This window comes from Nocardia speluncae NBRC 108251, assembly GCF_001613245.1.
GTDB lineage: Bacteria > Actinomycetota > Actinomycetes > Mycobacteriales > Mycobacteriaceae > Nocardia > Nocardia speluncae.
The window spans coordinates 1-26134 of record NZ_BDBZ01000007.1; the positions used below are offsets into that span (position 1 = coordinate 1).

24 protein-coding genes and 1 pseudogene are annotated in these 26134 nt (G+C 67.4%); 9 read left to right on the forward strand and 16 right to left on the reverse strand.

The window, feature by feature from the left end; translation table 11 throughout:
• Positions 1-105, forward strand: a 105-nt coding sequence (locus NS6_RS33790) for a WD40 repeat domain-containing protein (RefSeq protein WP_157112680.1), incomplete at its 5' end; no start/stop codon positions are given.
• Between the two features lie 347 nt (positions 106-452).
• On the opposite strand, the gene NS6_RS09480 is transcribed toward NS6_RS33790, so the two are convergent.
• Both NS6_RS09480 and NS6_RS09485 read right to left on the reverse strand, forming a co-directional pair.
• Positions 453-953, reverse strand: coding sequence for a hypothetical protein (locus NS6_RS09480; protein WP_068039710.1), 501 nt, complete (start codon positions 951-953; stop codon positions 453-455).
• 413 nt (positions 954-1366) lie between these two features.
• Positions 1367-2593, reverse strand: coding sequence for a helix-turn-helix domain-containing protein (locus tag NS6_RS09485; RefSeq protein WP_068039712.1), 1227 nt, complete (start codon positions 2591-2593; stop codon positions 1367-1369).
• A gap of 284 nt (positions 2594-2877) precedes the next feature.
• On the opposite strand from NS6_RS09485, the gene NS6_RS09490 reads away from it, so the two are divergent.
• Together NS6_RS09490 and NS6_RS35165 are read left to right on the forward strand one after the other, a co-directional pair.
• The gene (locus tag NS6_RS09490) at positions 2878-3183 is read left to right on the forward strand and encodes a hypothetical protein (RefSeq protein WP_068039715.1); all 306 of its coding nucleotides are present in this window, start codon (positions 2878-2880) and stop codon (positions 3181-3183) included.
• The gene (locus NS6_RS35165) at positions 3180-3416 is read left to right on the forward strand and encodes a hypothetical protein (protein WP_068039718.1); all 237 of its coding nucleotides are present in this window, start codon (positions 3180-3182) and stop codon (positions 3414-3416) included. Before NS6_RS09490 ends, NS6_RS35165 begins: the two co-directional genes overlap by 4 nt.
• A 309-nt stretch (positions 3417-3725) precedes the next feature.
• On the opposite strand, the gene NS6_RS09500 is transcribed toward NS6_RS35165, so the two are convergent.
• The 8 genes from NS6_RS09500 to NS6_RS09535 all read right to left on the reverse strand — a co-directional run bounded on the left by NS6_RS09500 (position 3726) and on the right by NS6_RS09535 (position 11096).
• On the reverse strand, positions 3726-4514 hold the full coding sequence (locus NS6_RS09500; RefSeq protein WP_084470892.1) for an NAD(P)-dependent oxidoreductase: 789 nt from the start codon (positions 4512-4514) through the stop codon (positions 3726-3728).
• An 85-nt stretch (positions 4515-4599) separates the two neighbouring features.
• Positions 4600-5439, reverse strand: coding sequence for an NAD(P)-dependent oxidoreductase (locus NS6_RS09505; RefSeq protein WP_068039721.1), 840 nt, complete (start codon positions 5437-5439; stop codon positions 4600-4602).
• Between the two features lie 20 nt (positions 5440-5459).
• The gene (locus NS6_RS09510) at positions 5460-5981 is read right to left on the reverse strand and encodes a DoxX family protein (protein WP_062975415.1); all 522 of its coding nucleotides are present in this window, start codon (positions 5979-5981) and stop codon (positions 5460-5462) included.
• Between the two features lie 3 nt (positions 5982-5984).
• Complete coding sequence (locus NS6_RS09515) at positions 5985-6953, reverse strand: alpha/beta hydrolase (RefSeq protein ID WP_068039724.1); 969 nt, start codon at positions 6951-6953, stop codon at positions 5985-5987.
• Between the two features lie 4 nt (positions 6954-6957).
• Positions 6958-8643: a thiolase C-terminal domain-containing protein gene (locus NS6_RS09520; protein ID WP_068040518.1), complete on the reverse strand. Its 1686-nt coding sequence runs from the start codon at positions 8641-8643 to the stop codon at positions 6958-6960.
• Between the two features lie 125 nt (positions 8644-8768).
• Positions 8769-10121: a cytochrome P450 gene (locus NS6_RS09525; protein WP_068039728.1), complete on the reverse strand. Its 1353-nt coding sequence runs from the start codon at positions 10119-10121 to the stop codon at positions 8769-8771.
• Positions 10122-10146: 25 nt separating this feature from the next.
• Positions 10147-10341, reverse strand: a complete 195-nt coding sequence (locus tag NS6_RS09530; RefSeq protein WP_068039732.1) for a ferredoxin — start codon at positions 10339-10341, stop codon at positions 10147-10149.
• A 47-nt stretch (positions 10342-10388) separates the two neighbouring features.
• Positions 10389-11096, reverse strand: a complete 708-nt coding sequence (locus NS6_RS09535) for an SDR family NAD(P)-dependent oxidoreductase (protein WP_068039735.1) — start codon at positions 11094-11096, stop codon at positions 10389-10391.
• A 138-nt stretch (positions 11097-11234) separates the two neighbouring features.
• On the opposite strand from NS6_RS09535, the gene NS6_RS09540 reads away from it, so the two are divergent.
• From NS6_RS09540 to NS6_RS09550, 3 genes are all read left to right on the forward strand, one after another.
• A complete protein-coding gene (locus NS6_RS09540; RefSeq protein WP_068039737.1) occupies positions 11235-12488 on the forward strand; it encodes an RNA-guided endonuclease InsQ/TnpB family protein in 1254 nt (417 codons plus the stop codon).
• 249 nt (positions 12489-12737) lie between these two features.
• Positions 12738-14204 (forward strand): aldehyde dehydrogenase family protein, encoded by a 1467-nt coding sequence (locus tag NS6_RS09545; RefSeq protein WP_068039740.1) that lies wholly within the window; start codon positions 12738-12740, stop codon positions 14202-14204.
• Positions 14205-14277: 73 nt separating this feature from the next.
• Complete coding sequence (locus NS6_RS09550) at positions 14278-15486, forward strand: CaiB/BaiF CoA transferase family protein (RefSeq protein WP_084470893.1); 1209 nt, start codon at positions 14278-14280, stop codon at positions 15484-15486.
• Positions 15487-15549: 63 nt separating this feature from the next.
• On the opposite strand, the gene NS6_RS09555 is transcribed toward NS6_RS09550, so the two are convergent.
• From NS6_RS09555 to NS6_RS09575, 5 genes are all read right to left on the reverse strand, one after another.
• Positions 15550-17001, reverse strand: coding sequence for an MFS transporter (locus NS6_RS09555; RefSeq protein WP_068039743.1), 1452 nt, complete (start codon positions 16999-17001; stop codon positions 15550-15552).
• A gap of 165 nt (positions 17002-17166) precedes the next feature.
• On the reverse strand, positions 17167-18129 hold the full coding sequence (locus NS6_RS09560; protein WP_068040522.1) for an ABC transporter substrate-binding protein: 963 nt from the start codon (positions 18127-18129) through the stop codon (positions 17167-17169).
• A gap of 19 nt (positions 18130-18148) precedes the next feature.
• Entirely contained in the window at positions 18149-18919 is a 771-nt protein-coding gene (locus NS6_RS09565; RefSeq protein ID WP_068039746.1) for an ABC transporter ATP-binding protein, read from the reverse strand.
• Between the two features lies 1 nt (position 18920).
• Positions 18921-19784, reverse strand: coding sequence for an ABC transporter permease (locus NS6_RS09570; RefSeq protein ID WP_068039748.1), 864 nt, complete (start codon positions 19782-19784; stop codon positions 18921-18923).
• A 39-nt stretch (positions 19785-19823) separates the two neighbouring features.
• Positions 19824-21143, reverse strand: a complete 1320-nt coding sequence (locus NS6_RS09575; RefSeq protein ID WP_068039750.1) for an aryl-sulfate sulfotransferase — start codon at positions 21141-21143, stop codon at positions 19824-19826.
• Positions 21144-21302: 159 nt separating this feature from the next.
• On the opposite strand from NS6_RS09575, the pseudogene NS6_RS33795 reads away from it, so the two are divergent.
• Positions 21303-22304 (forward strand): annotated as a pseudogene (locus tag NS6_RS33795) (LacI family DNA-binding transcriptional regulator); the annotation flags it as partial.
• 59 nt (positions 22305-22363) lie between these two features.
• Here the strand turns inward: NS6_RS33795 and NS6_RS09580 are convergent.
• Complete coding sequence (locus NS6_RS09580) at positions 22364-23242, reverse strand: sulfurtransferase (RefSeq protein WP_068039752.1); 879 nt, start codon at positions 23240-23242, stop codon at positions 22364-22366.
• Between the two features lie 351 nt (positions 23243-23593).
• Here NS6_RS09580 and NS6_RS09585 point away from each other — a divergent pair, with 351 nt between their 5' ends.
• Together NS6_RS09585 and NS6_RS09590 are read left to right on the forward strand one after the other, a co-directional pair.
• Entirely contained in the window at positions 23594-24781 is a 1188-nt protein-coding gene (locus tag NS6_RS09585) for an LLM class flavin-dependent oxidoreductase (RefSeq protein WP_068039755.1), read from the forward strand.
• Between the two features lie 22 nt (positions 24782-24803).
• Complete coding sequence (locus NS6_RS09590; RefSeq protein WP_068039758.1) at positions 24804-26105, forward strand: NtaA/DmoA family FMN-dependent monooxygenase; 1302 nt, start codon at positions 24804-24806, stop codon at positions 26103-26105.
• Positions 26106-26134 lie beyond the last annotated feature (29 nt).

Below are 26134 nucleotides of genomic sequence, written 5' to 3' on the forward strand. Positions count from 1 at the left end.
GGCCACACCGGCTGCGTCTACTCGGTAGCGTTCAGTCCTGATGGCAGTCTTCTCGCCTCTGGCAGCCTAGATAAGAGCGTTAAGCTATGGAAAGTTTCCCGCTGATCGAGCGGCGACGACAAGGTGCTCGCGGAGCAGCCCGATGCGGGAGGTTCCCTTCAACGGACTGGTCGCCAACCGGTGAGTGTCCGAGGTGTCGGGTTGTGGGCGTGGCGTGCCCCCAAGTATCACTGGATCGACGCTCGATGTGGCAATTGGTCTTGGTTCACATTCCGTATCGCCGCGCTGCAACGGCATGAGCTGGCCCCCGGGAACTTCGAAGTACAGGCCCCGTTCGTATCGGGTCAGTCGCTTTCGGATGGCGTCGTATTCGTCGGGCACGGCTGTACCCACCCCCGTTGCACGCTGAAGATGTCAGGCGAAAAGTAGTGTCGGACGCTTCGTCTCGTATATCAGTCGGTCGTGCGGGCACCCCGTGCGCGGAGGGCGGCCTCGGCGATGCTGTACTCGATGATCTCGGGGCCGCTGTCGTCTCGGAACAGATGCTTGGCGATCGACACCATCGAGATGTCGGAGATCTGGTCGTCGCGATACCGCACGGACGGGCCGAACTCCGTGTAGAGGGGTGGGCCCCATTCCGGGATGTTCATCCACCCGTATCCGGCTCGGCGGACGTAGCATTCGCCCTGGAACCGGATGTAGCCGTCAGCGAGGTCGCGGTTGCCTGGTGTGATGAACGCCGACCAGTCACCGAACAGCGGTATCGCGGCGTCCATGATCCGGGTCGAGTGCGGGCGTTTCCACCATTCGGTGTCCGCGGGCATCTCCGGTACGGTCGAGGTAAGGAATTGCTGGATGCGGGCTTGCATGTGCTCGGGCGCGACCCAGTCCAGCCAAGCCTGGGTTTTGTCGTCGAAGTCGAGTGCGAACCCGAACTGGTCGTTGCTGTCCACTGGAATGGCCTCCGTACGGTTCGTTTGTTTCCTCGTTTACTTTTCGCCCGAACGGATTCTCCCGGAAGGCCACGGCTCGATGCCTCCGAGGGCTGGTACAGCGTGGCTTCTCCTCGTAGTGCTGTCTCGGGCATGAAGGATCCACTCCGATGTGGGGAGAGGGGAGGCCAGTCAACGGACCGCTGGACGGGTTGCCCGCTCGGTCGCGTCCAAGGGCGATGAAGCCGACTTGGTGGGAGTCACGATCACGGCCTTGGATGATCATGCCGATATGGTGCCGGTCAAGCAGAGCTTGCTCACAACGCCGCCCCCGTGGGTGTCCCCTCCGAGGTGAGGCGCGGCCTTTGCGGGACACGGTATCGGTCCAGAACAGGCCGGTCAGCGATCAGGGCAGCTCGTTGCGGGTGGCGGGGTCAGGCGGTGACGTCCAGTTGTGCGGCGAGGCGCCGCGATTCGCGCTCATTGAGCCGGCCGCTGTGTGTGACCAGTTCCGCCGCCAGTGAGCGGGCTAGTGGGTGGCATTTCATCGACTCTTGGCTGACGGCCGTGCCTGTGCGTAGTGCGCCGAGTGTACCGAGCCAGTCTCGTTGTTGGGCGTAGGCGCGGGACAGTTCGAGCCAGAGTCGGGCGCGGCGGTCGATCGACGGCACTGTATCGGGATCGACGGCGCTTGCCGTGTCCAGTGCGCTGCCGGACTTGCGTAGGTCGACCTGTACCGATACGGCGCTGATTTCGGTATTCGCGACGCCGAACAGTGTCCAGGGGTGTGCTGATCCGGGGGGCAGTGCGCGTGCTATGCCCATCGCCTGGTCGATACTGTGCAGTGCGTCGCCTTCGCGGCCGATGCGTGCGGCGGTGATGGCGCCGTGGAGTTGGCAGGCGCCCCAGAGTGCTTGTGCGTCTCGGTTGCCGTCCAGGTGTGGTCCGAGCAGAGCAATGGCGTCGGACATGAGGCGGTAGGCATCGGCCTCGCGGCCGGTGGAGCGCCAGACGTTGCCGAGTACCCAGGATGCCGAGGCGAGGGTTACCGGGTCGTCGGCGATCTCGGCGGCCGACATGCATCGGTCGGCGGCGAGCCACAACAGTGGTGCGTCGGCGACCCAGGCAAGGACTTGTTCGGACAGTGCGTAGGCACCTGATAGCGCTGCTGCGGCGGCGCGGCGTTCCGATCCGTCGAGTGTGCGTACTGCGCGGCGGCCATCGCGGATCAGTCCGGGCAGCATTGCGCCCGCGTCGGCGCGGGGCGTAGCCGAAGTGTGCCATAGCCGCCACGCGCGCTGAACCCGTGCAGCAAGTCCGACCGTGTCGACCGGTGACGGCGCGGGGGTGAGGTCGACACCTTCTATCGCCGCGCGGATGGCGGGTACGACGGGATGTCCGGCGCGGCGGGAGACACCGACCAGCAGCTCGTGGTCGCCGGTGATCTCGGTGAGATCCCGGACGCCGAGTGCCTGACCGATGCGCAGCAGCATATCGAGTGCCGGTGGATGCTGTAGGCGGCCTTTTTCCACATCGCGCAGCCAATCTTCGGAGCGACCGACGAGACCGGCGACAACTGCGCGGGTGCGGCCGGTGCGGGTGCGGATGTTCTGGATGCGCTCGCCTATCGCGCGTGTGGCGAGTTCGTCAGAGGTCGGCATAGCGGCCTGCCTTCTTCGCGGGATGGGGCCGCTTCGCGGATACCCCCTCGGCTGATGGGATGTCCTCCGCGAAGAGGTAATTCCCAGGATAGGGGTCTCTGGTGCGGTCTGACCAGCGTCTCGAGGTAGGGGGAATCCCCCTACCTCGCAGAGTGGTTCGCGCCTACCTGTGCGTCCGGTTCGTCGCGTGAAGGATTCGTCTACGTCACCGCCGCCGGGTTGGACCTCGAGTCCTCGGCGGCGGTGGCAGCCAGCGGCAGCAGGGGACAGGCAGGGGATATTCGATGCGATATCGGCCGACCGCTTTCGGGTATGTAGATCCGGATGTCAGTAGGTGTGTGGAGTGGGACCGGGCACAGGTTTACCGTTTGGCGCGTCATCTCGGCTATTCGGTGATGTGGCACGACCTGTCGTCGGTGCTCCCGCTGTTCGATCAAGTACGTGCCGCCGACGTGGACGCGGTGGTCGTGCCCGGCCCGGATCATCTGGGCCCGCTGGAGTTGAACAGGGTTATGGACGTTGCCGATGTGGAAACGGTCCTGCCTCGGTTGTCGTTTGCCCGGTGGTCGATGACATGGGCCGGGCAATGATCACTCTGGGATACGTGGTGGCGGTAGGGCTGCCTCTGGCGGTGCTGGTCTGGGCGCTGGCATGGCCTGCGCCGCGCGCGGAAGCGGAACCGACCCGCAGCGCACCGAACCGCGACCGTACCCGAGTCCGGCGCGTGACGACCCGGCAGCAACGGAATGTGCGTCGACGGCCGAGCGTGGAGGTGGATGCCTGTTCTTTCGGCCAGGAGAATCAGCGGGCGGGGCACGCGTAGCCGGGCCATCGATCGCCTGCCGCTGGGATGGCCCCCGTGCAGTTCGTTGTTTCTTCGTTTACTTTCCGCCTCAACGGACTTCGCCATCCGGGTGCGGGTGAGACCGAACCACTCAGATTTGCCCGCACCCGCGCGCCTGGCGCCCCTGATCGAACACACGATCATCGACACCTTCGACTTCCACCTCGCCAAGAACTACCTCGCCCACCAGAACCTGCTACCTCTCGACCTGGGCGTGGCCGCGCAGGTCGGAACGGTTCGCGGGTGGTGCCAGAGTGTGTCGCGCAGGATCGCGCCGAGGCGCGCCGGTCAGGCCGGCCCGACGGCGGCGCGGATTGCGGGATCGAGAAGGCCGAGGTCGCTGCCGAGGCGGTCGGCGAGGTCGCGGGCGACCGCGACATCTTTGCGGAGGAAGTCGGCGACCGATTCGGAAAAGGCCGCGACCGACCCCTTGGCCGCGACACTGAGGACCGCGCGGCTCGAACTACTCGCGTGGGGGAGCGCCGCAAGCACTTCCGATTCGGCGAGACCCAGTTGCCCGGCCAGCCGGACGGCTTCGGTGACCAACCCGATCTGGGCGGCGAACAGCGCGTTGTTCACCAGCTTGACCCGTTGGCCGTTGCCGAGTGCGCCGACCGGCAGCACCGGATCGGCGTAGGCCGACAGCACGGGGCGGGCGCGTTCGACCGCTTCCGTATCGCCACCGAGGAAGACGGTGATCGCACCGTCGGCGATATTGTGCGGACCTCCGCTGACCGGCGCGTCGACCACCCGGCGACCGGTCGCGGCGATCGCGGTCGCGGTATCGGGGCTGCCGGTGGTGTGCAGGATGAGTACCGAATCGTGCGGCATGGTGTCGAGCAGACCGCTGCCGAGGCAGACCTCGCGCACCTGGTCGTCGGTGAAAACACAGATCACCACCGCCTCCGCGTTCTCACCTGCCTCGGCGGCCGAGCCGACGGTGGTCGCGCCGGCGGCGCTGATGGCCTCGCGGCCGGCGGGGTTGCGGCCCACCGCGCGGACACTGTGCCCAGCGGTCACGAGGCGCCGGATCATGGGGACGCCCATCCGGCCGGCGCCGACGAATCCGATACGCACGCGGTTCTCCTTCGATCGTGGGCGCCGGAATTTCCCGGCGGCCGAGCAGCTTCGGGGCCCCCGCCTCGCAGGCGGTCGTGCTGGTTCAGCGAGGTTTTCCCATGAGGTCCAGTGTCGCGTCGGCGGTATCGAGCACCGCGCCGGGCGTGATACCGGCGGCCTCGGCGAGTTGGCTGATCAGCCGGACGTCCTTGCGCAGCAGGTCCCCGGCATGGGTCGCGATCTGCTCCAGCGATCCGCCGCCGGCCAGGATCCGGCCCAGCGCGAAACTGTTCCCGCTGCCGTTGCCGATCACCTCGCCGAGCCGCTGCGGGCTCACCCCGAGCTGTTCGCCGAGTTCCAGGGTGCTCACGGCGGTGGCCATATGCGCGGTGAAGAGCAGGTTGTTCAGCAGTTTGGTGGTCTGGCCGGCCCCGACATCGCCGAGGTGGACCACCGGATTCGCGTAGGTGGCGAACACCGGCAGGCAGCGTTGCAGGGTTTCGGCGTCCCCACCGGCCATCACCAGCAACCGTCCCGCCTCGACCGCCGGTGCGCCACCGCTCACCGGCGCGTCTATCAAGGAAACACCGTGTTCGGCAGCCTTGTCGGCGAGATCGCGGCAGGTATCGGGATGGACGGTGCTGTGGATCGCGATCACGGGCCGGTCGGTGCGTCCGGCTGCCGAGGCGGCGAATCCGGCGAAAATACCGTCCTCGCGTTCCAGAACGTCGCGAACGTCCGCGTCACCGACGACGCACAGGCACACCAGATCGCTGCCGGCGGCCAGCGCGGCCGGACTCTCGGCGATCTCCGCCGCGGTATCGGCATACGGTTCGACCGATACGGCGCGGCGCGCCCACAGGGTGGTCGGATAGCCGCCCTCGACGATCCGGCGGGCCATCGGCCCACCCTGACTACCCAATCCGATGAATCCGACGCGCATACGATTCTCCCTTCGCGCGCTCAGGAATCGGCGCTCGCCGAATCCGGTTGTCCGGCGTTCGGCCGCCAGAACACGGCCAGCAGCGCGGCGGTCCCGAGTACGCCCACGAGGAGCGCGATCAGTCCACCGGCCCAGCCGGTGATCTCGATACCGGCGGCATGATCCACCGACAGCCACCCCGGACCCAGAATGCCCATGACCACGCAGACCACACCGAGCACCAGCACGTATTCGTAGCCGTCGCGCATCACGAAGAACCCGTTCTTCCGGTGCGCCAGCAGGGCGGCCACCAGCATCACCGAGATCACCGCCGCGGCGGCCAGCGGGGTGAGCAGTCCGAGGATCAGCAGCACACCCGCCCCGATCTCGGTGATCACGCTCAGCCACGCTTGCAGGACACCGTTGCGCAGCCCGAGGCTGCTGAACCAGCGCGCGGTGCCGGCGATCTTGCCGCCCCCGATCCAGTGGTTGACCCCGTGCGCGATCATGGTCGCCCCCACGACCAGCCGTAGCAGCAACAATGCGATATCGGTGACGTCCATGAGTTACCTTTCCGGCGCCGCGGCGCCGCCGTCGAACTGCAGGGTGGGCCCGGAGAATTCGCCGGTCTGCCGGGCAACGGCACATTCTTCGGCGAACGAGAGCACAGACAGATGGTAGGCCGGTGCCGTGCGACCGAGGCTGATGTTGTGCCCGGTATTCGGCTGCCGGTTCACCACTACCCGGCCGGCGGCGGTGAACAGGGACCCCACCGCCGTCATCTCCGCCGGATCATTACGCCATACGCGTTCGTGTTCGCCGAGGGTGTAGCGCACCGGGATGCGGATATGCGGCGCGAGCCCGAGGAATTCCCGGGCGGCCCACTCGTTGAGGGCCTTCACTTCGAGGGCCGATCCACGGGCCGCGACGTTACTCCCGCCGAGAACGTCCGCAGGATAGAGCCGCGCGGGACTCCAGATCAGTTTGCCCACTCCCGGTGGCCGTTTGCCGGGTTCCCGTCGTGTGCCCCAGAGCAGTTCGTGGGCCACCGGCTGGTGCTGCCGCCCGGTCCCGGCCAGTTCCAGACCCAGCAGGTCGGCGCCACGCCCGGCCGCGGCCATCCGGACCGCCAACTCGCAACCCGCCGAATGGGCTAGCAGGAAAACTCCCGCGCCACGCGGCAATCCGTCGAGCAGGGTGTCGATCGCGCCATACATCAGATCTACCCGCCGGCGCGGATCCGTGAGCCTGTCTGCGTAGGGGCCGGAGCTCCGGAAACCGGGCCGGTCCAGCGCGAGCATGGTGTATCCGAGTCGCTGTCCGGTGCGCAACAGCGAGAACTCCGGATGTCCGGGGCAGTCGAAATACCGGGAGTCGACCGCGCCTCCGTGCACCGCGACCACCACCGCGCGCGGTGTGCTTGCTTCGGCCAGCAGGCCGGACACCGGAATTCCGTGGACCTCCCGGACTTCCGCGGCCACCGGCAGCGGACCGGTGGGCTCGGTCGGTACGAGATCCGAATCGGTCAGTGTCATCGGCTCAGGACGCGCTCCGCAGCAGCATGGCGCCGCCCGGGGTCAGCCCCCCGCTGGAAACCACCGCGACCCGCGCATCCCGGACCTGGCGTTCCCCGGCCGTCCCGCGCAGCTGCACGATCGCCTCGTGCAGCAGCCCCATCCCATGGGTGCGGCCGTGTGACAGCTGCCCGCCGTGGGTGTTCAGCGGCAGGACCCCGTCGCGGGCGATGTTCTTCCCGCCGTCCAGGAAATCCTTGGCTTCGCCGATTTTGCAGAAACCCAACGCCTCGATCCAGGACACGCAGTTGATGGTGAACCCGTCGTACAGTTCGGCCACATCGACATCGTCGGGCCGCAGATCGGTGCGGGTCCACAGGTGCGCGGCCGGGCCGAGTACCTGCGGTTCGTGGGTGAGTGTGCTCTGATCCCATTCGATCCGCTCGATGATCTGGGTGCCCACGGCCTCCACCTCGATCCCGGGCACCGGCAGGTCCGCCGCGGCGTCGCGCGCCGAGACGATCACCGCGACCGCGCCGTCACACGGCACATCACAGTCGTAGAGACCGAACGGCGTGGTGATCGGGCGGGCGTCGAGATAGTCGTCCATGGTCATCGGATCGCGGTAGACCGCGCTCGGATTCAGTGCGGCGTTCGCACGCTGGTTCACTGCGACCCAGCCCAATGTCTCGCGGGTGGTGCCGTATTCGTGGAAATGCCGTTGTGCCTTCTGCGCCAGCGTATGCGCGGCGGAGGTGGATCCGAACGGATGCATCCAACTGGCGGTGCGGCCACCGCCGGATACGGGGAGGGCACCACGTTTCATCATCTCGTTGAAGGTGGCCTCCCACACCGTGCGGTAGCACAGCACATGGGTGGCCAACCCGGCGTGTACGGCGAGCATGGCCGCGATCACCGATCCGCCGGGCCCGAAGGTCTCGATCCCGCCGTTGTGCCAGGTGGGCCGGATGCCGAGCGCCGATTCCAGTGCGGTGACCCCGCCCTCCCCGAAACCGCCCAGGTTGCCGCCACCCGGATACGAGGACAGGCCGTCGATATCGTCGAGGGTCAGTCCGGCGTCGGCCACCGCGCGTTCGCAGGCGTCCACGGTGAGCTCGAGGGGTGGCCGCATCAACCGCCGCCCGATATCCGACATCCCGATTCCGGTGAGAACGACACTGTCCTCGAACTTGTCGCGACGCAGCATCGGTGTCACCCGCTGACCGAATTCGGCCGGTGCGATCTCGTCGACCGGTAGTGGCGCCGGTTCCGGCTGTCGAGTGGTGGGACGGAACAGCGGTAGCCATACATCGCCGTCGTGCTGGAACATCACTTCGACTCGCATACCGAGGTGGAGTCGGTCCGGATCGCATTCGACGATATTGGTGGTGAGCCGGACCCGGGGGTCGTCGGACAGCGCCACCGTCGCCACCACGTACGGAGGTGGCAGGCCCGGCAGCGCGAACCGGTGGTTGACCGTGAAGGAAGCAAGTGTCGCCGTACCCGAGACCACGCGCGGGGCGAGTTCGCGACCCCGGCAGTACCGGCAGATCGGCTGGGGCGGATGGATCAGTGCCGAGCACGCGCGGCACTCCTGGATCCGCAGTTGCCCGTCGGCGCCGGAGGTCCAGAAGAATTCGGTGTCCAGGGACAGCAGCGGGAGCGGCCGCCCCGAACGCGGTGCCGGATCGTCCTCGTTCGTCGATGCCATATCGCCTCCTCGTATCACCGGTGCGCGGCACTTCCGGCCGGTGATCTCCTCGTTGTTCCGTGACCGCGGCGGGCGGCCGGCTGCCACCCGCCGCGGTCACGGGGATCCGTTGTGGTGCCCCGGTGCTAGATCTGCGCGGCGTCCTTCCGGACGGTGACGGGTTCGGCGAGTCGCTGTTCGTCGCATGCCGTCTGCAACTTCTCCAGCGTTTCGGCCAGACCCGGGCCGAGCGGCTCACCCGGAGTGAACGTGGCCGGAAGATGGCGCATGCCCTGAATGACCGCGACCGTTTCGTAGTGCACGGTTTCCTCCGGGATGCAGCGGAAATCGGGTATCCGGTCCAGCACCGCCAGCAGCATCCGCTTGTACACCGCGCGGGCCACATTGGATCCGATACACCGGTGGATGCCGAGTCCGAAACTGAAGTGCCGATTGCCCTTCCGGTCCAGGACGACGGCATCGGGTTGTTCGAACACCGCCGGGTCGCGGTTGGCCATCGCCCAGGACAGCCACAGCCGTTCCCCTTCGGCGAACCGGGCACCGGCCAGTTCGATATCGGTGGTGAATGTCCGGCCGTCTCCCGGGGCGGGAGTGAAGTACCGCAGGAACTCCTCGGTTGCCGAATCGAGCAGGTCGTCGCGTTCCCGGCTGAGGGTTTCGCGTTCGGCGCGATGTTCGGACAACCATTCCAGCGAATGCGCGGTGAGCGCGGTGGTGGTGTCGAAACCGCCACCGATCAGGAGCCCGAGCATGCCCAGGATCTCGATATCGGGGAGCGGTTTGCCGCCGAGTGTCGCCTCGGTGGCCAGCGCGTGGACGAGACCGGGCCGCGGGTGCTCCCGGATCTCGACCAGATTGGTGTACATGTCCAGGCCCATTTCCTGGTGCAATCGGTGCACCCGCTCGTACTCCGGGGAGTCCGGTGGGGTGTAGACCGTGGCGTGTGCGGGCTCGCTGTAGACCGCCCAGTTGCGCAGCGGGATGCCCAGCATCGCCAGCGTCAGCACCGCGGGCACGATATTGGCGAGGTCGTCGACGAAATCGATGCGCCCGCTGCGGATCTTCTCGTCGAGTGCGGCCCGCACGAGTTCGTCGACGAACGGGATCCATCGCTGTACGGCGGCGGGGGAGAGGTACGGGTTGAGCACCGAACGCAGTTCGCGATGCTCGGGATCGTCCATCTCCAGGATGCCGTTGCGGATGGCGGCTTGGTTGGTGGAGGGGATCGTGATGCCTCGATATCCGCGCCGCACCCCCTCCACATCGCGGTCGTTGGAGACGTGAGGGCAGCGGGCGAGTTCGAAGACTTCCCGGTTGCCCGCCGCCACCCAGTAACCGTCGTGGTTGTCGGTCCAGGCGACCGGGCAGTGCCGGTGCATATGCTCGGTGATCGTCTGGAACGACTCCCGGTAGCCGGGTTCGTAGCGGTCGTAATGGAACTGAGGACGGTGACTGCCGGTGGATTCGGTGGCGGACATCGGGTGCCCCCTCGTCTTGCTCGGTCTACTCGGTGAGCGTGATGGCGCGCTCGGGGCAGGAGTGCACCGCCTCGCGCACGTGATCTTCTTGATCGTGGGCTACGTTCTCGTCCACCGGTGACGAGTGGCCGTCGATTTCGCTGAGTTCGAACGCTTTGGGCGCGATCATCGAGCAGAGGGTATGGCCCTGGCAGCGTTGCTGGTCGACATGGACCTTCACGGTTGTCACTTCCCTTCGAGTGCGGCCGGCGGATACCTGGGGCTGATTCAGGTGTTGCGTCCGCCGTTGACGCCGATGATCTGGCCGGTGATGTAACCGGCCTCTTCGGAGATCAGGAAAGCGCAGGTGGCGGCGATATCCTCGGGTGTACCGACCCGCCGCACGGGTGTGCGCTGAATATGGTCCTCGACGGTGCCGCCGAGTAGCCGGCGCTCCTCGGAGCGGCGCAGCATCGGGGTATCGATGAACCCCGGCGGGACCGCGTTGACGGTGATCCCGGACGGGCCGAGTTCCAGCGCCAGCGATTTGGTGAGCCCGTTGACCGCGGATTTCGACGAGACATAGTGCGACATGAACGGCTGTCCCGACTGCGCGCTGGAGGACGAGATGTTCACGATTCGCCCCCATCCGGCCTCGACCATATCCGGCAGGACCGCTTGGATCGTATGGAAGACGCCGTGCAGGTTGACCTCGATGACCCGCTTCCATTCGGCGAAATCGATGTTCTGGAAGCGTTTGAATCCGTCTACGCCGGCGGCATTCACCAGAACGGTGACCGGACCCAGTTTCTCGCGGATGGTGCCGAGTGCTGCGGCCAGGCTGTCGGGGTCGGTGACATCGGCCCGGTAGGCGGAATCGTCGCCGGCGGAGGCATTGCGGTCCAGGGCCGCCACATGGAAGCCGTCGCTGCGGAGCCGCTGCGCGATGGCCAGTCCGATGCCCGAGGCGCCGCCGGTGACAACTGCGGTTTTCACCGGGCCTCCGTAGCGTGGAGGTCCGGCCCTTCACGGCGGGGAGGAAACGCGTCAACCTCGGTGGCGACGTGGTCAGTGGTTGTCATGCCAACCCGTCTTTCTGTATGTGTGTCGGTGCTGTGTGTTAGGAATTCCGCTGTGCGGAAGGCGTACAAAGTCCGGGTTTATCCGGATACCGAGCAAGCGGCCCAGTTGAGCCGTACGTTCGGCTGCGTGCGCCTGGTCTGGAACAAGACCCTCGACGCACGGCACCGCGCTTACCACGCGCACGGCACGAAGACTGCCTACCGGGAGACCGACGCCGCCCTGACTGTGTGGAAGAAGACCGAGGACTTGGCGTTTTTGTCCGAGGTGTCGTCGGTGCCGTTGCAGCAGACACTGCGGCATCAGCACACCGCGTACGCGAGCTTCTTCGCTGGACGCGCGAAGTACCCGCGTTTCAAGTCCCGCAATGGACGTCAGTCTGCGCACTACACGCGATCTGCGTTCCGTCTTCGTAACGGCAAGCTGACGCTGGCCAAGCACTCGAAGCCGCTGGAGTTCGTATGGTCTTGGGACGTCGATGTCTTGGCGGATCTGAATCCGACGATGGTTGTTGTGTCGCGGGAGTCGGACGGGCGTTGGTATGTGACGTTCGCTGTCGACGCCGGCGACTCCGACCACGCAACGGAAACCGGCAGTACGGTCGGCGTTGATCTCGGAGTGAAGGACTTCGCGGCCCTGTCCACAGGCGAGAAGATCGCCAACCCGAAGAATTTGGACCGCAAGGCGCGCAACCTCGCGCGTTACCAGCGGCAGATGGCGCGTAAGCAGAAGGGTTCCGCGAACCGCCGCAAGGCCAGGAACAAGGTTGCCGGAACGCATCGAAAGATACGCAACGCGCGCTTTGACTTCCTGCACCGAACATCGACGCGCTTGATTCGCGAGAACGATGTGATCGCGATCGAAGACCTCAACGTTGCAGGCATGAGCCGCAGCGTGAAGGGAACGATCGACAAGCCGGGCCGCAACGTGCGCGCCAAAGCCGGACTCAATCGCACGGTGCTGGACGCGGCCCGGCGTCAACTGGAGTACAAGGCCGAACGCGCGGGTAAGCGGGTCGTGGTCATCGACCGCTGGTACCCGTCCAGCAAGACGTGCTCCGCGTGCGGACACCTGCTGTCGAGCTTGAAGCTGTCGGTGCGGCACTGGAGGTGTCCCGACTGCGGCACCCGGCATGACCGGGACCACAACGCCGCGAAGAACATCCTTGCGGCAGGTCTTGCCGTAGCCAGGGAAAGCCCTGGTGATGCCTGTGGAGCTGGCGTAAATCTGCAAGGGTCCTCCCTTCGGTTGTCGGCTACGAAGCAGGAACTATCGGGCGTGAGCCCGATGGGAATCCCGGCCCTTTAGGGCCGGGCGGAAGTCAAGCTGGCCTTTCCTCTCTCGCGCCCGCCGGCGCAAGAATATGCATTCCGAATAAGAGAACCGTACTCTCGTGAAGATCGGCTACGCAAGATCCGTTCGATCCGTGCAGTCCGACCCCTGGTCTGCTGTGGGCTGGAAAGTTCCCGCTCATCGAATCGACCGCGCGAGCCCGCTGTCAAATGTACTATTCTCCTGAAACGAGAATGCTATTTCCACAAACTTCGAGGAGGCGGGATGTCAACGCAGGAAGAGGCGGTGACTGCCACCCAGCGGCTGCTCATCGACGGGCAGCTGATCGAGACCGGGCGCACCCTGGCCTCGCTCAATCCCGCGAACGGTGACGTGGTCGGCCACGCGCCCGAAGCCGGTGTGGCCGAGGTCGACGCCGCTGTCGCCGCCGCCCGCCGCGCGTTCGACACCACCGATTGGTCGACGAATCACGAATTCCGCGCGCGCTGCCTGGAACAGCTCTATCAGGCGCTGCTGGACAATGTGGAAGAGTTGCGCGCCCTGATGATCGCCGAGGTCGGCGCGAGCTACATCCTCACCAAAGGCAACCAGCTCGAAACACCGTTCGAGATCGTGAAGTACTACGCCGGGCTGCTGCGGGACTACACCTGGACCGAGGACCTCGGGCCGGTCGAGATCCGCGGCGCACAGCATCAACGGTGGGTAGAGAAGGAAGGCGCCGGGGTCGTCGCGGCCATCGCCGCCTACAACTACCCCTACCAGTTGGCGTTCGCGAAACTCGCGCCGTCGCTGGCCGCGGGCTGCACCGTCGTACTGAAGGGTGCGCCCGATACGCCGCTGATCACCCTTGCACTCGGCGAACTCATTGCGCAGCACACCGATATACCGGCCGGTGTGGTGAACATCCTCACCAGTTCCGAAGTAGCCGTCGGTGAGCGGATGACCACGCACCCAGATGTGGACGTCGTCTCCTTCACCGGTTCCACCCCGGTCGGTCGCAAGATCATGGCCGCCGCCAGTGAAACCCTGAAAAAGGTATTCCTCGAGCTCGGCGGCAAATCCGCGGCGATCCTGCTCGACGACGCCGACTACAACCTGGGCGCCATGTTCGCCGCGTTCAGTATCTGCTCGCACGCCGGCCAGGGCTGCGCCATCACCACCCGGCTGCTGGTGCCGCGTGCCGACCACGACAAGGTCGCCGAACTGGTCGCCGCGAACCTCGCGAACATCACCTACGGTGATCCCGCCGACCCGAAGAACTATATGGGCCCGCTGATCAGCGAACGCCAGCGTGACAAGGTGCACGGTCTGGTGGAGCGTGCGGTCGCGGCCGGTGCCACCCTGGTGGCGGGCGGCGAGAAGGTCGATCCCGGCTATTTCTACAAGCCGACGCTGCTGGCGAACGTGGATCCCGACAGCGAGATCGCGCAGGAAGAAGTGTTCGGCCCGGTGCTGGTACTGATCCCGTACGACGATATCGACCACGCCGTGGCGATCGCCAACAACTCGATCTACGGCCTGTCCGGCGGTGTCTTCGGCGCCGACGCCGAACGCGCTCGGGCGGTGGCGCGGCGGATCCGCACCGGAACCTTCAGCATCAACGGCGGCAACTACTTCCACCCCGACGCGCCGTTCGGCGGATACAAGCAGTCCGGTGTCGGCCGCGAAATGGGCGTCGTCGGGATGGAGGAGTTCATGGAGCGTAAGACGATCGCCGAGGTGCTGGCATGAGCGGGTCGGGCCCGGAGGCAGTAGCGGAGCGTGACCACGCAGGGCCCTCGCTCATGCCGAGAGGAGAGGCAGCGTGAGTAAGCCGCTGGAGGGGATCACGGTCCTCGAGGTCGCCATGTACGGCTTCGTACCGTCGGCGGGGGCGGTACTCGCCGACTGGGGTGCGAACGTGATCAAGGTCGAGCACGCGGTGACCGGCGATCCGCAGCGCGGGTTGCGGCAGATCGGCAAGTTCAAGGTCGAGGGCGACCCGAATCCGAATATCGAGCACGCCAACCGCGGCAAGCGCAGTATCGGCATCGATATGTCGGTCGAGGGCGGCCGGGAAGTGATCTATGAGCTGGCACGGAAAGCGGATGTCTTTCTCACCAGTTTCCTGCCGTCGGCGCGCACCAAGTTCGGGATCGACGTCGACAATATCCGGGCCGTGAACCCGGAGATCGTGTATGCCCGGGGGAGTGCGCTGGGTCCGCGCGGTGTCGAGTCCGATCGCGGCGGCTACGATATGACGGCTTTCTGGTGCCGGGGCGGCGTGGCCGCCACCATCACCCCGGAAGGCACCGACGGGATGATCTCGCCGCCCGGTCCCGCCTTCGGCGACACCATCTCCGGTACCAACCTGGCCGGCGGTATCGCCGCGGCACTGTTGAAGCGGGAACGAACCGGGGAACCGTCGATCGTGGACGTCTCGCTGCTGGGCAGTGGTCTGTGGTCGCTCGGCCACACCGTGGCGCTGTCGGCTTATCAGGGTGAGCCGATGATCGCCCCGCCGCCCGGAACACACGGTGCGATGTCGAATCCGCTGTCGGGCCTGTACAAGACGGCCGACGACCGCTATCTGTCGTTCGTCATGCTGCAACCCGGCAAGTTCTGGGCAGATGTCTGCCACCATATCGACCGCCCCGACATGGCCGGGGATCCCCGTTTCGCCGATGCCGCGCAGATCGCGGCGAACACCGATGCCGGGGTGGAGATCCTGCGCGAGGCGATCGCCCAGCGGACCCTCGCGGAATGGACCACCGAATTCGCGACCCTCAAAGGGCCGTGGGCCCCTGTCCAGGATTCCCGTCAGGTCGCCGACGACCACCAGATCCGTTCCAATGAATACATTCTTCCCGCAGGGGAATTGGAGCTGGTCTCGAGTCCGGTGCAGTTCGATGTCACCGCCCCGGAACTGCGGCCCGGTCCGGAATTCGCCGCCCAGACCGAGGAGGTCCTGCTCGAACTCGGCTGGGACTGGGACCGCATCATCGAGTTGAAAACCAGTGGAGCCGTGGCCTGATCCGGGCAATCCGACGATGACGTGGTGCCGGGGCGCGACCCGGCACCACGCCGGGCCACCCGGTCAGTCCGGGGCGTGCTGCGGCGCGAGCGCGGGGCCGCTGATCGCGCACTGCGGCAGGCAGTCGACCGAGTCCAGGGAGGGGGCACGCCGGGGCGGGCGCAGCAGTAGCGCGGCCAGAAGCGCCCCGGTGAGCAGCAACCCGGCGCAGATCCACATCGCGACTGTGAAACCCGAATCGAAGGCCGCGGGATCCTCCAGCGAACCCGAGATACCGGCCAGACCGGGCAAGGCCGCCACGGCGAGCAGTTGCGCCGTCCGGGCGACCGCATTGTTCACACCGGAGGCGATACCCGCTTCGGTCGTCGGTACCGCCCCGAGTACGGCCCCGGTGAGCGGTGCGACCAGCACCGAGAGGCCGAGGCCGAATACGACCACTCCGGGCAGTACATCCACCATGTAGCCCGCATCCGGTCCGATCCGCAGCAGTAACACCAATCCGGCCGCCGCGATGAGCGGCCCGAGTGTCATGGGCAGGCGGGGGCCGTGCCGCTGGGCCCACCGGCCGGCCGGGGCCGAAAGCAGCAGCATCAGCAGGGTTACCGGAACGGTGGCGGCACCCGACAGCAGCGGTGAGTATCCCGCCACCAGTTGCAACTGGAGTACCAGCAGGAAGAACACCCCGCCGAGCGCGGCATAGACCGCGAGCGTGACAAGGTTGGCCGCGGTGAAGACACGCGAGGCGAACAACGAGGGCGGGACGAGCGGGTGGTCGCTGCGCATCTCGATCAGGACGAATGCTGCCAGCAGCAGCCCGCCCGCGCCCACCAGCAGCGGGACGGTATCGATCAGCCCGAGGGTCAGCGCGCCGAGCGCGGCCGCGATCACCAGTGCGCCGGGTAGGTCGAGCCGGGTCGCGGCATCCGGGTCTCGACTCTCCGGCACATGCCGCAGCGAGACCAGGACCACCACCAGTACCAGCGGCAGATTGATGAAGAAGATCGACCGCCAGCCCGCCACATCGATCAGCCAGCCCCCGAGGAAGGGGCCGAGCGCGCCCGCCACCCCGGCGAATCCCGACCACAGCCCGATGGCCGCGCCCCGGTCGCGATCGTCGATGGACGCGGAGATCAGCGCGAGACTGCCCGGGGTGAGCATCGCGCCGGCGACGCCCTGCAACACCCGGGCGGCCACCAGCATTTCGATGTTTACCGCCGCGCCGCACAGCAGTGATGCCAGGGCGAAACCCACGGCGCCGGCCACGAACATCTTGCGCCGGCCGAACCGGTCGCCGAACGAACCGCCGAGCAGGATGAACGAGGCCAGCGTCAGGGTGTAGCCGTTCAGCGTCCATTGGAGTCCGGCGACATCGGTGTCCAATGCCTCGCCGATCCGGGGCAGGGCGATATTGACGACTGTCGCGTCGAGGGACGCCACCGACGAACCGAGAACCGTGGCCAGCACGATCCACCGGCCGGAGGCCGACCGGAGCCGGGGCAGCTCAGCGGTAGTCACTCCAGTGAAGATAGGTGGTCAGGCGGGGCCGGCGCGTTCGACACTCGGCGTCGTGGCCTGCGGGATGACAGGAGTACCCGGACCGGCGGGCGATGGTCGCCTGCCCGGGTTCCGGGACTCACGCGGCTCACGCAACCGCGTACCGTGGCCGGATTGCGAGTTCGGTCAACCGGCCGGCGTCAGGAAATGAGCGTTGAGCAAGGCGGCGTATTCGGGGAGCACAGTCGAGTCCTGGAGGGATCCTTGTGTTCTGGCCCATTCGGCGAGTTCGGTCAATTTCGCTGCGAGGTCCGGTTGTAGTTGCAGGGTGAAATCGAACTGTGGCAGGACCGTGCGCAGGAGCTCCGGGTCGAGCTGCGTGGCCGTGGCGACGGCGGCCACGGCGGGATCGGACAGTTGCGCCAGATCGCTTCCAGCGTCCCTCAGCGCCGCGAAGAATGCCGTGAGCGCGGGGCCCTTCGAATCGATCGCCGCCTGCGTGGCGAGGTACAGGCTGTGCTGGCTGTAGCCGCCGCCCGCGAGCTCGACCGCATCCTCGCCCAGGGCCTGGATCACCTGTGCCTGGTAGGGCTGGAAGATCGAGACCGCGTCGACATTGCGCTGGGTGGCCGCGGTGACCGTCGCCGACGGCGCGACCTGCACGAGGTTCGCCTGGATCGCGTTCTCCGACAGGGCATCGACGGCGAAATACGCCGCACTCGTGCCGATGGGGGTGCCGATCGATTTCCCGGCGAGATCGTCGATGCTCGCGATTCCGGCGCTGCGGCGGGCGACGATCCGCGAGCCCTCCCAGCGCGAGCCGTCGCCGACCACGCGCAGTGACGGTGACCGGGTGAGGACGGCGGAGGTGGGTACATCGGCGGCCGTCGCGACATCGACCTGCCCCGCGGCGACTGCCTGTAGAGCCTCGATTCCGGACGGGAAGTTCACCACTTCCACATCCACACCGTGCCTGGTGAAATGGCCCCCCTCGGCGGCGACGGGGATCTGCGCCCAGGACGGGTCGACGACGAAACCGACAGTCAGTGTGTCGGAGTCGTTGCCGGTGTCACCGCAGGCGACGACGGACAGAGTCAGGGTGGCGGCTGCTAGTGAGGCGGACAGCAACCGCCGGAGACGAATTTTCACAGTCGTGCGACTTTCTGCTTCAGAGGTGGTGCGCGGGTACTGCATGGTCGATACCGAGTTCGTGATGGAGCGATTTCCGGATCTCGCTGTAACCGGACTGGTCCGCGAGGGCGTCCGCGGGACGCGGGCGGCCGAGAGGATTGGTGATCCGGTCGGCGATGCGGCCGTCGCGAAGGACACTGACCGTATCGGCGAGCCGGATCGCCTCGTCGATATCGTGGGTGACGAAGACGACCGTCCGGTGCAACCGGGTCCACAGATCGATGAGCAGGTCCTGCATCTTCAGGCGGGTCAGCGCATCGAGGGCCGCGAAGGGTTCGTCCATCAGCATCACGGTGGGCTCGCCCGCAAGCACACGCGCAATGCTCACCCGCTGCCGCATCCCGCCGGAGAGTTCATCGGGGCGCCGGCGTCCCACATCCGTGGCGAGTTCGACGAGTTCGAGGAGTTCCGGGACGCGGCTACGCCGAAGGCGTGCCGGCACACCACGGGCCCGTAGCGCGAACTCGATATTGTCGGCGACACTCATCCACGGGAACAGGACGTCGCGCTGGAAGGCCATCCCGCGGCGCGGATCCGGTGCGACGACCGGTTCACCGTTATCGGTGATCGTGCCCGCGGTGGGGGCGATGAGCCCGGCCAGGCAGTGCAACAGCGTCGATTTCCCGCTGCCGGAGGCGCCGACGAGGACGGAGAAGGAGCCGTCCGGAATCGTCAGGTCGATCCGGTCCAGCGTCGGCAGCGACTGCCCGGGGAATCGCACTACGAGGTCGTTGATTTCGAGTGGCATCTCATTGCTCCTTGCGGGCCCAGCGGGTGACCGGCGCCGTGCCGGTCGCGATCACGAGGTCGCACAGCGCGCCGATGATCCCCAGTACGATCAGGCAGGCGATGAGCCGGTCGGCCTGGGAGAACAATTGCGCCTGATAGATCCGGTAGCCGAGACCGGCAGTGGTACCGGTCATTTCGGCGACGACGATGAGCACGAAGGCCATGGCCGCGCCCACCCGGAGGCCGGAGACGATATCGGGCGTCGCTTCGGGTAGCACGATGCGGGTGAGGGTCTGCCATCGTCCGGCACCGAGGCAGCGCGCGGCCCGCAGATAGTCGGCCGGTGTACTCGCCAGTCCCGCATGGCTGTTGATCCAGACAGGAACGAAGACCCCGAGGGCGATGACAAGGGTTTTGCTGCTCTCACCCAGCCCGAACCACAGGATTGCCAGCGGCACGAGCCCGATGGTCGGGATCGGCGACAGCAGCCGCAGGACCGGTTGCAGGAGATTGCGCCCCGCCGCGGTATTCGCGGTGACCACCGCGGCGGCGATCCCGGCGACGGCCCCGAGGCCGAATCCCGCGAACGCCCGCCGCAGGCTCGCGACGATATCTTCGGCGAGCAGGCCCTCGGCCGCCAGGTTGTATCCGGCCCGGAATATCTCCGGCACGCTGGGAAAGAGTTCGCGCGGGAACCGGCCACTCGCCACGACCAGGCTCCAGACCATCGCGGCCAGGGCGAGCCCGGCCCCGGTCCAGCCGAGGGCCCGCAAGCGCGCGATCCAGCGCGGGACCGCGCGCCCCGTGTTCCGCGGGGCCGGGTCCGGCCCGGCGGTGGACGAGGGTGCGGTCCCGGTGATCGTGGCTCGTACGCTGGTGCTCACGTCGGCGAACCTTCCTGGGGTGATGAGCCGGACAAGGATCTACGGATTCGGTGCCGTGCCGACGGGGCGTGCCGGGTCGCGCGGCGTGCCCGCCGGAACCCAGCCGAAGGGCACCGACTGCGCCCGGTAGACCAGCGGTGTCAGCGTGAGCCGGTCCACCCCCGGCACCCGGGGCTCGCGGACCTCGGGCTCACCTGCGACGCCGTAGCCCTCGTAGGGACTGTGGTATTCCCAGACCACGTCTCCGGCGGCGGTGACCTGGAAGAGTCGTCCCTGCATACCCTCGGTGATCAGGGTGTTGCCGTTGGGCAGTCGCTGCGCGTTGCTGACGAAGGAGCTGAAGAACGTCCAGGACGGCCGGCCGGAATCCTCGGCGGTGTACTGCCAGACGATCTGCTCGGTGGCCGGGTCGATTTCCAGGATCCGCGACCCCGCGTATATCCCGAGCGCCGCCGGTGGATACCCCGCACCACCCTGGTTGTCGAAGACGAGGATATTGCCCGCGCCGGGCAGGCCCGCGGCGGTCATGTGCGGATTGTGCTGGCCGGATATCTGATCCAGTGGCCGCGGCACCTTGCGGACATTGATCCGCTGATGCTGGGCCCCGGCGAGCGCCTCGAAATAGGGGCCGAGTTTCCAGACGATACCGCCCGAGGTTTTGTCGATCAGTGCGACGATATTGGCCTTGCGGAAACTGACGAGAATATTGTCGGGATGGAACACGCCCTCCGGATCCCGGTCGTACCAGCGGTTGGGGCCGAGGGTTTTCGCGCTGTTCATCTCCAGATACCCCCACGGGTCCTCGGGATCGCGTGCCGCCGTCTCCCGCAGCGCAGAGCGGCCCGCCGCGGAGAAACCCAGCTCGTCGAGGTGGTCGCCGGCCAGCCACTGCCAGACGATCGCACCGTGGGCGTCCACTTCGACCAGTCCCTGATCGCCCACGGTCGCCTCGGCCAGGTCCGGGACAACCCGCGGTACGGTGACCAGCAGCAGCCGATGGCCGTTCGGTAGCAGCTCCCAGTCGTGGTTCTGCCGTGCCGCGCCGCCGGGGGCCTGATGCCCCCATTCCCAGACACGTTCACCGGACCAGCTGAGCTGGCCCACCGTCCCGTTGGCGTAGATCCCGCCGCGCGCGTCGCCACTGTCGGACAGCTGGACTCCGACGTCGCCGAGCCGCCCGCCGTTGAGGGCGGGATCGATGAGGCGCGGCGGCACGCCCGCGAAGGGCCACTCGTGCAGCACGGTCCCGTTGAGGTCGATCAGCCGGGTGACCGCGTCGGCGCCGGTGAAGAGAACGTAACTGTCGTAGGCGTTCTCGGGGTCGCACCAGGTGACGCCCGTCTGTCGTGTGTATGCCATGCCCGCTACTTCACCCTTCGCTCATTGCACCCGTGGGTCCTGCTCGGAACGGGTCTAATCGATTAGCGTAGGGAGATTGCGGTAGCGCGCACAGTGTAAGAATCGGGGCGAATCAAACCCTCCGGCACCGGAGTCCCCGACGACCAGACTGGATCGATCGTGAGAGTCAAACGCCCCACCCTCGCCGATGTCGCCCGGCACGCCGGCACCTCGACAGCCGTGGTCAGCTATGTGATGAACAACGGGCCGCGCCCGGTCTCGGACCGGCTACGTGCCAAAGTCGTCGCCGCGGCCGACGAACTGAACTACCGGCCCGACCGCAACGCCCAGGCCCTGCGCCGGCCGCGCCGCTGGCGCCAGATCGGTTTGCTCGTCCCCGATATGACCATGCCGCTGTTCGGTGCCTTCGCCGGCCGGATCGAAATCGAGGCACGGGCACGCAATCACCTCACCATGATCGGCAACACCGGCTTCGATCCCGAACGGGAGCGGGAGTTCGCCGCTGCCTTCATCGATATCGGAATCGACGGCCTGCTGGTCGTCGGCGCGGTCGACGCCCCCGGCACGGCCGCGATCTGCGAGCAGGCGCGCGTCCCCGCGGTCTGGGTGCACAACAGCCGGGGCACGAGCGACTCGCCGATCGTCGGCGCCGACCACCGCGCCGCCGGCCGGCTCGCGGCTCGCCACCTGGTAGCGACGCACGCATGCGAAAACCTCGTCTTCGTGGGAGGTTTCACCGATGGCGACGTGCGCCACGGCGACCGGGAAACCGTGGCCCAGCGGTACGCGGGCTTCGCCGAGGTCGCCGGTGCACACCACGAGGTGATCCGCACGGATCTGACGGCCGAAGGGGCCTACGCCGCGGTGAGCGCGTTCCTCCGGGACGGCGTGCGGCCGCCCGGTGCAATGGTGATCGGTACGGGCGGGCAGTCCGCCGCCACGGTGCGCGCGGTCACCGACGCCGGATTACGGATACCCCGCGATATCCGGGTGGTCGGTTTCGACGCCGATACCGCCGGTAATTTCGGGCAGATAATCCTCACCTCGGTGCGGCAGCCGATCGGCGCGATCACCCGTACTGCGTTGGACCGATTGCTCGGCGACGCGGCCGAGCCGGGACAGCGTGCGGAGGCCGCCGTGGCGCGGGTCGAACTGGATACGGGCGAATCCTGCGGTTGCCGCACCGGTTCCGTCCCGGCCCCGGTCGCCCACCGGGAAAGCTATTGCGCTGCGGTCCCGGGCTCCACTGCTTCGCCGACCTCGACCGGATTGGACGGGTCCGCACTCCACTGCGACCACGAACCCGGGAACAGGGAGGCTTCGCGACCCGCGGCAGCCAATGCGGCAACAGCGACGGCCGCCGTGACGCCGGAACCGCAGTAGACGACCGGTGGGGGGCCGGCCCCCGGCCCGGGAAACACCGCGCGGACCTCGGCGTCCGGCCGGAACCGGCCGGACGCGTCGAGCAGGGTCGTCGAGGGGACGTTGATCGCGCCGGGAATATGGCCGGCCACGGGATCGACCGGTTCGTTCTCACCCCGGTAGCGTTCGGGCGCCCGGGCATCGATCAGGCTCCCCCGGGCGGCGATATCGCCCAGCTCCGCGGCGGTGGCGACCTGTCGTGCGCCAGTGTAGAGATCGTCGTGGGTCACGGTGATATCGCCGGTGTCCGGGGTGACCTGGCCGGTGTCGAGGGAACCGGCCGCTTCCTGCCAGGCGGCGAGGCCCCCGTCCAGGATGCGGACATCATGCAGCCCGGCGGCGGTGAGCACCCACCAGGCGCGCGCCGAACCGGCGCGGTTCCAGTCGTCGTAGATAACGACCGGGGTGCCGCTGCGCACACCCCACGCCCGCAGATTGCGTTGCAGAGCCGCACCGCCGGGCAGTGGGTGCCGGCCGCGTCCGGTCGCCGAGTGATCGGACAGTTCGTTCTCGAGGTCGACGTAGACGGCGCCCGGGAGGTGACCGGCGCGATAGTCGTTTCGGCCGTCCGGCCGGTCGAGCCGCCAGCGGACATCGAGCAGCGTCACCGGTTCGCCCGCCGCAATCGACTGCGCCAGTTCCTCGGCGGTAGTGAACACTTCAGCACGAGCAGTCATCGAACAGTCTCCACCTCGGGGGTTTGCCGCCGGAATTCTCACCGCAGGGTGGTCGGCGTGGCTCGGCCGACGACGGCACAGCCGGATCGTAGCAGCGCTCGCGGGGTTGTTGCCGAGTCGATGCCCTCCGTGTCCGAGCCGGGCCCACGGGCCTGCGGACGCCATTGAAATCTCGGCGAGGCTAATTCTGTACTGCAAGTTTGTGCGTATCTAGAGTCCTTGATCGGTAAACATCCCATCAATCGTCCAGGTTTGATGGTGTGCCGCGGATTTGCCGTGACCACGGCAGGTATCCATTCCGCGGGTGCCCCGGCGCCGATCGGCATGCCGTGCAGCAGAAGAGAGTTCGCAATGCCCGAAGAGTGCAGATCGCCGCGCCCGGATGCCCGGGCGCGGCTCACGGTTGCCGCTGAGGTGTACGGCCTCGGCGTCGGGCCGGCCGCCTGGCGTCGCGGACCCCGCACGAACGAGGCCGTGCTCGAGGCAATCGAGGAAGCCGCCGCCCACCTCGACACCGCCGGCGCCGACTACCTGGTCGTCGCCGATTCGCTCACCTCCCGGTTCGCTCCGGATATCGACAGCGTCCGTCCCGATGCGCTGCTGGTGGCAAGCGGATTGGTCACGCGCACCCGGCAACTCGGGTTGATCCCGGCGATCGGCCTCCCGGCGACCGAACCCTTCCATGTGTCCCGCGCCGTCGCCACACTGGATATCCTGTCCGGCGGTCGCGGCGGCTGGCATCCGGTGGCGCCGGAGGACGACCCCCTCGTCGACCGTTCCCGCCCCGGCGCCGAGCCCGGCGGCCCATCGGTGAACAATGATCGCTACGCCGAACATATTGCCGTCACACGGGCACTGGCGACGAGCTGGGAGCCGGATGCCATCTTGTGGGACACCCGCGCCGGGCGGTTCCTGGACGCGGCGAGGATCCATACGCTCGAGCCGCTCGGCGAACACTTTCCGGTCATCGGCCCCTCGCCGACCCCGCGCCCCCCACGCGGCGGTTTGTACACCGTTGTCGACGCGACCGCGCAGGAAGTTTCCCTCGCCGCACGCTGGGCCGACGAGGCAATCGTGCGCGCGGAATCACCTGCCGAAGCAGCGGCTGTAGCGACGGCGCTGCGCAGATCTCTGAACGAGCACGACGCCCGGCACCATGAGAGTTCCACGCGACCCGGACAGGGGCCCCGCCGATTCCGGGAGAGATCCGGGCGACCGGAGCGCGACGCCCCGCCGTGGACCGCGAATCCCCCCGGCCGGCGGCGCGATATTCCACTGCGTATCGCGGTCCGCCCCTACCTGGCCGATACTGCCGGGCAAGCCCGTGAACTGCAGGTAGCCGATTGCGTGCTCCCCGCCGCGACCCGCGCGATTCCGGTAGTGGGCACCGCCGGGGAAATCGTGGCGCAACTCGAACGGCTCGCCGCGGATCTGGCCACGCCCCGGATCCTGCTCAGCCTGCCCGACACTCGCGGGGCCGCCCAGCTCTGGCATCGGCTCGCCGCCGCCGGGCTGCCGACCGGCCGCATACCCGCCTGATCGATCTCGCCGAAAGTTCTCGATGAACCAGCCAGTCGCCCACCTGGGCGTGATATTCCCCGGTAACAACGAGTCCGTCGTGTGGCGCCATCCGGCCACCCGATCGTTTCTCGAACTCGATACCTATCTCGATTTCGCCCGCACCGCCGAACGTGGCGGCCTGGACTTCCTGTTTCTTGCCGAACGGCTCGGGATCCGCGGTGCCGCGGGCCGGGTCCACGAACATCTGGCCGCCGGGCGGGTGGACAATCTGACCGTTCTCGCGGCGCTGGCCCGCGCAACCACCCACCTGGGGTTGGTGGCCACACTCAATACGACCTTCAACGATGCGCTCACCCTGGCCCGTCAGCTGGCCACCCTCGATCAGCTGAGTGCCGGTCGAGCGGCATGGAATATCGTGACCACCGAAACGGTGGGGTCGAACTTCTCCGCCGGTAACTACCTCGCCCACGACGAGCGGTACACACGCGCCGGTGAAGTCGTCGATCTGGTGCGGCAACTGTGGCGGGCGGCGCCCGAGGCAGCGGTCCGCCACGAGGGACGTTTCCAGAGCTATGCGGGTTCACCCGGACTCGGCCGCAGCCGGCAGGGGGAGCCGGTTCTCGTCCAGGCCGGGGCCTCGGCAGACGGGCGTGCCTTCGCTGCCCGCTACGCCGATGTGGTGTTCACCAATGCGGGCGGTGATATCGAGCGGGCCAGAGCTTTCCGCGCCGATCTGCGCCGCCTCGCCGGCCAGGCGGGCCGCGACCCGGCGCGCGTTCTCGTTCTGCCGGAATTCGGATTCGTCGTCGGGGATACTGCCGCCGAAGCCGTGGAGCAGGCTGCGTACCTGACCGACCTGAAGGTATCGCCCCTGTTCGCGAGGGCGTGGCTCGAGGATATGTGGCGCCGCCCGTACCCCGATTTCGATATCGACGGGCCGCTCCCCGCCGAGGAACCCGATTACGCCGGCGGTCTGCCCGCCGACGACCGCTTCGCGGTGCGCGCCGCCACCACCCACCAGCAGCGTGTCACGGCCTATCGCGACCTGGCCGAACAGCAGGGGTTCACCGTGCGGCAGCTGATCGCGCATCTCAAACGCGACAGCCTGTTCGCGGGTACCCCCGAGGCGATCGCCGACGAGATCGAACGCTGGGTCACCACCGGCGCCTCCGACGGTTTCATCCTGTCGCCTCCGGTGATCGTCGACAGCCTGACCCGGTTCGTCGACTCGGTAGTGCCCCGGTTGCGGGCGCGCGGACTGCTACGCGAAACCTATGCCGGTTCGACCCTGCGCGACCACCTCGGCCTTCCCGGCCCGACCGCCGGTACCCCAGCGGACTGAACCCGGCGACAGCGCCGCCCTCGACCGGC

Excerpts from the sequence above, each read along its gene's own strand:
- NS6_RS09490 (WP_068039715.1), top strand. The coding sequence starts at position 2,878 with ATGCGATATCGGCCGACCGCTTTCGGGTATGTAGATCCGGATGTCAGT.
- NS6_RS09580 (WP_068039752.1), bottom strand. The coding sequence starts at position 23,242 with ATGACTGCTCGTGCTGAAGTGTTCACTACCGCCGAGGAACTGGCGCAG.
- NS6_RS09515 (WP_068039724.1), bottom strand. The coding sequence starts at position 6,953 with ATGACACTGACCGATTCGGATCTCGTACCGACCGAGCCCACCGGTCCG.
- NS6_RS09510 (WP_062975415.1), bottom strand. The coding sequence starts at position 5,981 with ATGGACGTCACCGATATCGCATTGTTGCTGCTACGGCTGGTCGTGGGG.
- NS6_RS09485 (WP_068039712.1), bottom strand. The coding sequence starts at position 2,593 with ATGCCGACCTCTGACGAACTCGCCACACGCGCGATAGGCGAGCGCATC.
- NS6_RS35165 (WP_068039718.1), top strand. The coding sequence starts at position 3,180 with ATGATCACTCTGGGATACGTGGTGGCGGTAGGGCTGCCTCTGGCGGTG.
- NS6_RS09585 (WP_068039755.1), top strand. The coding sequence starts at position 23,594 with ATGCCCGAAGAGTGCAGATCGCCGCGCCCGGATGCCCGGGCGCGGCTC.
- NS6_RS09505 (WP_068039721.1), bottom strand. The coding sequence starts at position 5,439 with ATGCGCGTCGGATTCATCGGATTGGGTAGTCAGGGTGGGCCGATGGCC.
- NS6_RS09520 (WP_068040518.1), bottom strand. The coding sequence starts at position 8,643 with ATGGCATCGACGAACGAGGACGATCCGGCACCGCGTTCGGGGCGGCCG.
- NS6_RS09545 (WP_068039740.1), top strand. The coding sequence starts at position 12,738 with ATGTCAACGCAGGAAGAGGCGGTGACTGCCACCCAGCGGCTGCTCATC.
- NS6_RS09565 (WP_068039746.1), bottom strand. The coding sequence starts at position 18,919 with ATGCCACTCGAAATCAACGACCTCGTAGTGCGATTCCCCGGGCAGTCG.
- NS6_RS09575 (WP_068039750.1), bottom strand. The coding sequence starts at position 21,143 with ATGGCATACACACGACAGACGGGCGTCACCTGGTGCGACCCCGAGAAC.
- NS6_RS09525 (WP_068039728.1), bottom strand. The coding sequence starts at position 10,121 with ATGTCCGCCACCGAATCCACCGGCAGTCACCGTCCTCAGTTCCATTAC.
- NS6_RS09590 (WP_068039758.1), top strand. The coding sequence starts at position 24,804 with ATGAACCAGCCAGTCGCCCACCTGGGCGTGATATTCCCCGGTAACAAC.